The 9,220-nt window shown below is 42.5% G+C and carries 6 protein-coding genes; 3 read left to right on the top strand and 3 right to left on the bottom strand.

Translation table 11 applies throughout. The annotated features are described in order from the left end of the window. Positions 1–51 precede the first annotated feature (51 nt). Together ANME2D_RS02095 and cas6 are read right to left on the bottom strand one after the other, a co-directional pair. The gene (locus ANME2D_RS02095; protein WP_048088754.1) at positions 52–1,710 is read right to left on the bottom strand and encodes an HD domain-containing protein; all 1,659 of its coding nucleotides are present in this window, start codon (positions 1,708–1,710) and stop codon (positions 52–54) included. Position 1,711: 1 nt separating this feature from the next. Continuing rightward, on the bottom strand, positions 1,712–2,497 hold the full coding sequence (gene cas6 / locus ANME2D_RS02090; protein WP_048088752.1) for a CRISPR system precrRNA processing endoribonuclease RAMP protein Cas6: 786 nt from the start codon (positions 2,495–2,497) through the stop codon (positions 1,712–1,714). Between the two features lie 573 nt (positions 2,498–3,070). Between cas6 and mutL the strand changes: the two genes are divergently transcribed. From mutL to ANME2D_RS02075, 3 genes are read left to right on the top strand one after another with little or no spacing between them, the layout of a single operon-like run. Further along, positions 3,071–4,813, top strand: coding sequence for a DNA mismatch repair endonuclease MutL (mutL, locus tag ANME2D_RS02085; RefSeq protein ID WP_048088750.1), 1,743 nt, complete (start codon positions 3,071–3,073; stop codon positions 4,811–4,813). Positions 4,814–4,820: 7 nt separating this feature from the next. Beyond that, positions 4,821–5,819, top strand: coding sequence for a cobalt-precorrin-5B (C(1))-methyltransferase (locus ANME2D_RS02080; protein ID WP_048088748.1), 999 nt, complete (start codon positions 4,821–4,823; stop codon positions 5,817–5,819). Then, entirely contained in the window at positions 5,819–6,418 is a 600-nt protein-coding gene (locus ANME2D_RS02075; protein WP_048088746.1) for a cobalt-precorrin-7 (C(5))-methyltransferase, read from the top strand. Before ANME2D_RS02080 ends, ANME2D_RS02075 begins: the two co-directional genes overlap by 1 nt. A 61-nt stretch (positions 6,419–6,479) precedes the next feature. On the opposite strand, the gene ANME2D_RS02070 is transcribed toward ANME2D_RS02075, so the two are convergent. Next, positions 6,480–8,966, bottom strand: coding sequence for a NosD domain-containing protein (locus ANME2D_RS02070; protein ID WP_081810082.1), 2,487 nt, complete (start codon positions 8,964–8,966; stop codon positions 6,480–6,482). Positions 8,967–9,220: the final 254 nt, after the last annotated feature.

The raw sequence follows: 9,220 nt of genomic DNA, 5'->3' as shown, positions 1-9,220 counted from the left end.
ATTTTCCTGCTAAAATAGTAGACTTTCTCGACAACTAAGATTTTTAAACTGTCAAATTAAGGCTATAAATTCCTTGATGGTAGCCCGAACTTCATTTTTAAAATTTCTATCGAAAATCTCACTCTTGTAATTATATTCTGCAGGGGTCATGGTTTGCATGAATATGCGTCCCATCATGTTCCCATCAATAGCGATAACAGCAATCGATTCCCCTATCTCCTGGAGTTGAGATGGGCGATACAGTTTATATTTTTTTAATAGTTCATTGTCTAAATACTCATTTCCTTTCTCATGTTTCTGCTCTAAGCCACTTGATTTCTTTTCAGCACATACTTTACAGATCTTCTCACCGTTGAAACTACTTGCTTTTCTTTTAAAGCAGAAAGGGCAAACCTCATTTTTGTTTGTGGGTTTTATTATTTTCAGTCTTCGAGATTCATTTTTTTCTTTATCGATTTCATCCTGTATGGCTTCGAGCACATCCGGGAATTTATTTAGTTCTTTAAATTGAACAATTTTAGTAGCTACAGCTCCCTCCAATCCTTCATATGAAGCTTCTCTAATTGCCTTTTTGATCTCACTCTTTATATCCTGCTGGATTTCGCTATCAGAAGGAACGAATGCAAGGAGATTTCCGCCACCTCTGAAAAGTATCGCCTCTTCACACACCTTACTGGCGATTATTTTTCCAGCATTCTCAAGGGTATCATTAACTATCGAACTACCGCCCCTTAACATGGGGAGTTTCTCAGCCTCATTAATATAATCTTGAATCTGCATTATATCAAGAGCCAGTACACCAATCGAGCCTGAAATCTGAGATTGTGTCCCCAGGTATTGCATCACACCGCCATTTATCACTGAATCCCTGAAGAGTGTGAGGGTTTGTTCATTAGATTTTGAATTTGCAGATTTTGTGACTCTGCCATAATATCCCAGTATCTCAGTATGCTGAGTATCAAGGCACTGTAGGTCTCCCTCATCAAAGTGGATCTCGTGTGGAAATATTTTATCTGTTGAGTTCACTGATATAGAATTATTCTCAAAATTAGCCATCACTTCATATATTCTATCCGCAGCAGATGCGATGGAATCGGCATTTCCGATCACTCTCTCAAGTATTGTCTCAGAATCCCTTGAATGATGTTTTGCAGCTAGTTTTGGTAAAATTTTTTTCAATTCGTATCTTGAAACGATAGCAGCAGATGCTTTTTCAAGAATCTGAGTTAATATCTCTTCTGTCTGAGTTGTATGATTATAAAATGGCAGCCCTTCTCTCTGAGAAGTATATGACCGCGGTTTTCCGATATCATGAAGTAATGAGGCAAGCCTTATTAATGCTCTAAAATCCCTGCTCGAATAACTTGCAGAAGCATTTATGGGTATACCGTATTGTCCGAGGCATTTGTTTTTAAAATCAGGCATCATATCAGCTTTTTGCTCAGCAAGGCAGACCGCTATTCCTGAAGTGTTCTTTGAATGATGGAAAAGTGAACAAACAGGAAGCCGGGAATCCGAACAGATTTGATTGTAGAAGTTCGATTCTTTCAGAATTTTATAAACATTATCGGCAATATCCTCAAGATTGTCTCCTTTAAATCCCTTGATTATTTTTACCACCAATTCATCAAGCTTTTTATCACTTTCACCAGGATAAACGATCGTTTCTCTTTTTTTCGTGAACCAATCGGTCACAGCGATATTCTCCATTTTATGCCTCCGTGTTTATCAAGAATCCACCCAGGCCATAGGTAGTATGTTTCCCTATTTGAAGAGCCTCACCAATTTTCAATATATCTCCTGCTTCATTTGGAGCAGATGAGGTATCATATTTAACCCATCCGATACTACCTTCAAGTGTTATTGATTTATCATCCATAGTAGAATGACTAAACTTTACCGTTTTAATATCAAAATCATGTATAGGTATATCTGAATTTAAAAGATCATCTGAAATTCTATAGGGATAATTCTCCTGATCATAGTATTTTGTAATACGGTTAAACGACCTGACTGAAGATGCAAGTAAAGAGCTGAAAGATGGAATAACCTCGGTTCTCCGATTGCGGAGTAAATGCAAAGGGGAAACAAAAATAATAGTAGTGCTCTCAGATAATTTTATTTTTGGGATCTCAATATTTTTTGCTTCTAACGACTCTATAGAATATTCCAGTCCACCGAAATGCTTAGAACTCGCTTTATCCTTAATACAAGAAAGGATCTTTGGTACAAACTTTCTCCTGTCACCATGTATTTTAATAAAATTACGGATAAATTCGTCTTTCTTAAATGATAGAATAGAAAAAGGCTTGATATCAGTTTGTTCTTTAAATACCATAAAGTAGGGGCAAAGCGGTGATTCAGTGCATTCGATACATGATCTTTTAGGATTACACTTCAGTATAAAACCAAGCCAACCCCTGAAAATCGATCCAGTAAAGTCATTTTCTAAAGATCCCTTTGTTTTAATATCAATCGTTATTACAGTGGATTTCATTAGAAACGCACCTTCAGCCCGACAGCATATTAACTGTTTAAGTATATAACTCTTATTTTTATTCGGTTACATCTTCTGTATATCCTATATAACCTCACGCTATCAGGATACTTCATTCGAGTCCCTTCCTTTGCGCGAATAGCAACAAACTATAGTATTTTGCCAATAGTCTTAGAAAGGACTTGGAGAATAGAATACGGATGACACTGTGATCATACGGATTTCGTATCCGTGTGTATCCGTGTTATCCGTGCAATCCGTGTTCTATCGTATTTCTCCTGCCAGGCATGTATGGATTCTTATGCTGTCTAATTGCTTATGCAAAAGATTTTAGTAAGAAAAACTTTATAAATATTCAAGAAAGCCCCTGCGGGGGCAAAATTATTAACAACGAACTTATACTAACTCAAAACGAACTCTTGGAGTTCGTTCCAGTTCGTTTATGTTCGTTGTTTTTAGACTATCAGATTTCAAGATGAGGAGGAAGAAATGCGTTTATACTTTCCTATACGTTAAATAAACCGAATCGAAAGAGTGAATACCAATACCAGAATATAAGCATCCATCTCTAATATGCGAAAAATACACCTGCTTGATGAAGCCACTATAAGCAAGATTGCGGCCGGAGAAGTAATAGAACGTCCTGCATCTGTGATAAAGGAACTTATAGAGAACTCTATAGATGCAGGAGCTTCTGATATCAGTATTGAAGTAATAAAAGGCGGGAAGGAGCTGATACGCGTAACTGATAATGGATGCGGGATGAGCAGGGAAGATGCCTCTCTCTCGCTCATGAAGCACACAACAAGCAAGATAAGAAATATTGAGGATCTTGAAACAGTAACGACGATGGGGTTCCGTGGCGAAGCATTGTCCTCTATCGCCGCTGTTGCAAAGCTTGAGATGATTACAAAAACAAGGGATGAGATATCAGGCACAAAAGTCACGGTTCACGGTAGTAAGCTGGTTGGAATAAGCGATACAGGAGCAGCCGATGGGACGTCTGTACTGGCAGAGGAGCTGTTCTACAATATCCCTGCAAGAAAGAAATATCTAAAATCAGATAGTACAGAGCTTGCACATATCATCGATGTGGTGACAAAGAACGCACTGGGGCATAATAATATATCCTTTACTTTAATCCACAACGGAACAGAGATACTGCGCTCACCCGCCTCTTTGCTGCAGGATACAATAATCCACATCTATGGTCAGGAAGTGGCAAGGGCGATGGTTCCTGTTGATCTTGAATCCAGATTTGCAAAGGTAAACGGGTTCGTATCAAAACCCGCTATTACAAGAGGCAGTATCGATTCCCAGTCATTCTATATCAATGACAGGAGCGTTACTTCAAGAGCTATCAGCCATGCGTTAAGAGATGGATACGGCACTCTTATACAAAAAGGGCGCTTCCCTGTTGCAGTTCTAAAGATATATGTTGATATAAGAGAGGTTGATGTCAATGTCCATCCGACCAAGAACCAGGTCCGTCTGAGCCATGAGAATGAGATCTCTGATGCGGTGTCAGAAGCTGTGAGGAGAGCACTCTCAAATGAGAACCTTACCCCTGATATAAAAATACCGGTTACACAGTCTCTTATCTATGAACAAACTCCGGTTAGCCAGACATTAATAAAAGAAACAGGTACAAGGTTCAAATTCCCTGTAAAAGATACTGATCGAAGGCTACGGCATACTGAGCGATACATCACAGATAAAGAAAAAGTTAATACAACCAGAACACCCGATATAAGAGTTCTCGGACAGGTGGATAGCCTGTATGTCATTGCCGAGACCAGGGATGGGCTGACTATAATAGATCAGCATGCTGCCCATGAGCGTATTTTTTTTGAGCAGGTGATGAGGGAGTTCAAATGCGCTAATTCACAGGAGCTTATTGTTCCTGTCAACCTTGAGTTGAATGCCAGGGAGCGGGTATTAATGAAAGAGAGTATCCCGTATCTTGAGGGATTTGGTTTCAGGATATCCGGGTTCGGGCCGGGTGCATTTGCAGTTACTGCAGTTCCGAACGTCCTGGGAAAGCTCGGGGACCCGTCATTGATACATGATGTAATTGCAGACATACTCTCAGAAGGGAAAATAAAGAATGATACCGGTCTCTTTGAGCGCGTAATGAGAAGTATAGCATGCAAAAGCGCAATCAAGGCTGGAGCAGATTGTTCGCCAGATCAGATGGAGAGCCTTATAAAGCAGCTCTTCAGCACCGAGAATCCTTATACGTGCCCTCACGGCAGGCCGACTATGGTATCTCTTAACAGGCAGGAGCTGGACAGGCTGTTCAAGAGGAGATTATAAGAGAATTATGATAGACCCTGTCAATAATTTTAAAATACCTGATGAATGGGTAAGACAGGCCATAGACCGAACCAGGATATCCGCAGAGGAACTTAATGCACGTATATCAGGCGGACGTTATGTCATTCTATCAGATGGTTCTCTGCTGCGGCGGGGATATACCACCGGAACGACCGCTGCTGCGGCAGCAAAAGCATCTGTGTTATCCTTGAAAAGGGAGGTATCAGAGGTATCGATCAGAACACCACCCGGACACAGCGCAGTTCTGCCTGTTACTGCAAAAAACGGAAAAGCATCTGCAATAAAAGATCCGGGCGACCATGCCTCTGATGCCACAGGAGGAATGGAGATCACAGCTGAGGCCAGAGAGCATGATACTATCGTAGTAAAAGCTGGCTATGGCATAGGCTCAAAAAAAGGTATTCCTGCAATAACACAGGCACCGATGCGACAGATAGAAGAGGCGATAAAGGAAGCGCTTATGGAGACCGGATTGAAAGGAGCGTGTGTTACCATCTCTGTCCCGAAGGGTGAGGAGATCGCAAAACATACGCTCAATGAAAAAGTCGGGGTAACCGGGGGAATATCCATTCTCGGAACAACTGGTTTTGTGGAACCATGGAATGAGCACCTTGGTGAGATGAAGGAAGAGCTCATAAAAGGTGCTGATAAGCTCGTTCTTACCACAGGGCGCCTTGGCGTCAGGTTCTCCAGTATGCTTTTTCCTGATTATACTGTTATACTTATCGGAAACGATATATCAAGGGGATTAAAAGCAGCAAGAGGGGATGTGATAATCTCCGGTCTTCCAGGGCTTATCCTTAAATGGGCATATCCTGATATATTAAAAGACAGCGGCTATCAGATGATCCAGGAGATGATAGACGATAATCCAGAGAACCCTCTTATAGACAGGGCTCTTGGTAAAGCGATAGAGCTATCAGGAAAAAGAGTTGTGCTTTTAAACAGGGACGGGACAATACTTCGCGACAGCGGTGAGCCATAATGAGAATAGTCGGGGTAGGTGCAGGACCGAATCTCCTGACAGAGGAGGCAATATCTGCTATTGAGAGCGCAAATATAATATTCGGCTCAAAAAGGGCGATAGAACTGGCAGGAGAACATATAAAATGCGAAACCCGTGAGATCACGGATTACAGGTTGAGTTCGCTGCCTGAAGACGCCGTTGTTCTTTCAACAGGCGACCCTATGCTCTCAGGACTTGGAAAATTTGCAAAAAAGGAGGATGATGTAATTCCTGGAATATCTTCGCTGCAACTGGCCTCTTCCCGCCTCTGTCTGGATATGGAGAACCTTGCAGTTATCACTGCCCATTCACGGGATGTAGATCAGGTGATGGAGAGGCTTATAATCGAGCTAAACAGCGGAAAGAACATCTTTCTCCTCCCGGATCCATCCTTCGGTGTAAATGAAATCACGGATCTTCTAAAATCTCAGGGTTTATTCAGGAAGATCTCAATCTGTGAGCGGCTTGCCTATCCTGATGAGCGGATATCAACAGGCACAACAGAACAGCCTCCTGCTTCTGAATCACATCTGTACTGCGTTGTTATACAGAATAATCAGGAATTAATCTCAGGATAAGCGTACTATTAATGCTTTCGTCAATGCATATCGTAAATAAGAATTAAGAATAGGGTTAACCCTATTTCTTATGAACTACTATGTTGCCGCCTTCCAGGATATTCTTAGCTTTGTGGTAAGGATCAGCTTCTGTATCTATGCCATCCCATATCGTGATATCAAAGTAATCGGCTCCAGCACCTGGTTCACCGTTGTCTTTTGCCTGAACGCGGAATGTATACAGACCGGTACCATTGATAGTACCTGTGCCCTGGAACTGAGCACTTACTCCGCTGATCACAAGCCAATCTATGGTCGTGTCCTTTAGATCGATGTCTGCATCCTTGTACTGGAACTCCAGGTTGCCTGTGAAGTTTCCATTTTTGTACCTGGCTACAAAGCCGAAGTTTGCCCTGCCATCTGGCAAAGTACTCTCGGAATCCGGGTTGAACCAGCCCCCACCTGTGACAAAGCCTCCCTCAGGGTCGTACACTACGAAGAACACCGGACCACTAATCGCAGCATTGCCAGCCTGGTCAGTGGCGTCAACCACCAGGGTATAGACACCAGGCGCAGGTATGAAACCGCTGGATACTTCTTCGGATTCTCCAGTCATGTTAGTCAAGTTCCCTGCTATTGTTGTTATTCCGCTCAGCGAATCGGTTGCCGAGAAATTCAGTGCCATGTCGTTTGTGTAGCGTCCATAAGGTACGGGTGTATTGATCATGACTACAGGAGGAGTTTTGTCAATACTGATTGTTTGATCCCTGGTCGATTCGATATTGCCTGCGTTGTCGGTTGAGCGATAATAAAGTGTTGTTGTTCCTTCGTTAGTGATTGCAAACGGAGCGGTATAGGTAGTCCAGGTTGCATTATCAAAGCTATACTCAGTCTCATTAACACCTGAGCCGCCTTCGTTATCGGTTGCTGTAAGGTTTACCTGTACGTAAGAAATGTACCAGTTATTATTGCCATGGCTTCCAGATAATACAGCGGTTGTTGTTGGTGGTACATTATCCATTGGCTCACCAGTGTATGGAGCCATCAGCGGATACCTGTCCACATGGCTGCGGCCCGGCGGGATCGGATATGGCCTGTCGCCAATGCCGTCGCCATTGGAGTCGGTGCCGGTGTAGTCAGAGTAGTAGTTGCCTTTAATACCGTTATCCCATTTACTGTTGCTGCTCATAATATAGCAGGCAACATAATAATGATCATTATAATAATAATATTCACAGTATTCAACATAATCGTAGGCGTTATTATTATTGTTCACAAGATTGTTGCCGCTCAGCATGTTATTGCTGGAAGAGTACAGAGAGATGCCGCGATTGTTGTTCGAGGCGCTGTTGCCGCTCAGCGTGTTATTGTTGGAATAGACCAGATAGGTGCCGTAATTGTTGTTCGAGTTTGCATTGTTTCCACTCAGCGTGTTGTTGCTGGAATACCCCAGAGTGATGCCGTCATTGTTGTTCGAGTTTGCATTGTTTCCACTCAGCGTGTTGTTGCTGGAAGAACCAAGAGAGATGCCGTAATTGTTGTTCGAGGCGCTGTTGCCGCTCAGCATGTTGCTGCTGGAATAATCAAGATAGATGCCGTACCCGTCGAACCAGTACCTGTTATAATCATTGTTTTTGTTTGATGCATTATTGCCGCTCAGTGTGTTATTGCTGGAAGAGTACAGAGAGATGCCGCGATTGTTGTTCGAGGCGCTGTTGCCGCTCAGTGTGTTATTGCTGGAAGAATACAGATAGATACCATGACTAAACCCTTTGACATTCAGGTTCCTGATCGTGATGCCTGTTCTTCTATAAAGGTAAACACCACTGCCCGTGTTACTCCCTGTCAATGTGTGCCCATTGCCATCCAGAGTTATATCATTGCTATCTATCTGGATCCCAGGATAGGTTTCAGTTAAATCAGTTTTCAGGGTGCATTCATAAGAATCAGGCCCGGTTTGGGTGCACTGATAGGGGGTTTCAGTTAAATCAGTTGTCAGGGTGCATGTCCTGGTTGTAGCGTCCCATGTCCCAATTGAATTACAATCTCCACCAGTTGCATCGTCGCGGATGAACCTGGTACTGGCTCTGGGCTGGATGAAGACTAGGTGATCAGTGGAAATATCCTGTGTATAAGAATAATTCCCGCTGGCATCTGTTGTGAAAACAGTGTGGTTATGATAATCGTCTTCATATTTGTGGTAAGTGGTCTGAGGTGCAAAGCCGCCAAGTGTTATCTGTGTTGAAGCGGCACCAGAAGCAGATCCAATGTGCACAGTAACCATTTCAGGAGCAGATTCGAGAACCAGCTTAATAGGCTCTGAGCTGTCCAGGGTGATGTTCAGATATTCGCTATCATTCAGTTCAAAATGCGTGCCATTAGCCTCAAGTCTTCCAGGCATTAAAAGCGAATCTGGAAACCCTGTTTCTTCGGATATACCTGGATCTTCGGGTATATCTGGCAGTCCCGGCTCTGCCCGAGCCATCCCTGCGCCCGTCATCAACAATACCAGCATCGTTATTCCTACTATTCCGAGGGTGTGCCCTCCACAAACTTTATTCCCGAGCATTTTGTTTCACCTACCAACCGATTTATGATGATTGCTCTCACCGACGTTTTTCTGAGCAAGGCCACCAATCTTAAAGTTAAGTAGTTATGAGTATAATCATTATATAAACCTTGTGGAATTATATATACGAATTAATTTTAACTGTTTAAAATTATGGCTATTTAAAATTATAATTATATTTAAAAATCACAGTTAAGAGCCTATCCGAAAAGTCCTGCTGCTCTGAATGTTATCCAAGCACATGCAAAATGAAT

The organism is Candidatus Methanoperedens nitratireducens (assembly GCF_000685155.1).
Lineage (GTDB): Archaea > Halobacteriota > Methanosarcinia > Methanosarcinales > Methanoperedenaceae > Methanoperedens > Methanoperedens nitratireducens.
Note: the sequence above shows the minus strand (reverse complement) of the source record. Positions and strands in the feature narration are given on the sequence as shown.

Coding starts and splice junctions, on each gene's coding strand:
- ANME2D_RS02080 (WP_048088748.1), top strand. CDS start 4,821: ATGATAGACCCTGTCAATAATTTTAAAATACCTGATGAATGGGTAAGA.
- ANME2D_RS02095 (WP_048088754.1), bottom strand. CDS start 1,710: ATGGAGAATATCGCTGTGACCGATTGGTTCACGAAAAAAAGAGAAACG.
- mutL (WP_048088750.1), top strand. CDS start 3,071: ATGCGAAAAATACACCTGCTTGATGAAGCCACTATAAGCAAGATTGCG.
- cas6 (WP_048088752.1), bottom strand. CDS start 2,497: ATGAAATCCACTGTAATAACGATTGATATTAAAACAAAGGGATCTTTA.
- ANME2D_RS02070 (WP_081810082.1), bottom strand. CDS start 8,966: ATGCTCGGGAATAAAGTTTGTGGAGGGCACACCCTCGGAATAGTAGGA.
- ANME2D_RS02075 (WP_048088746.1), top strand. CDS start 5,819: ATGAGAATAGTCGGGGTAGGTGCAGGACCGAATCTCCTGACAGAGGAG.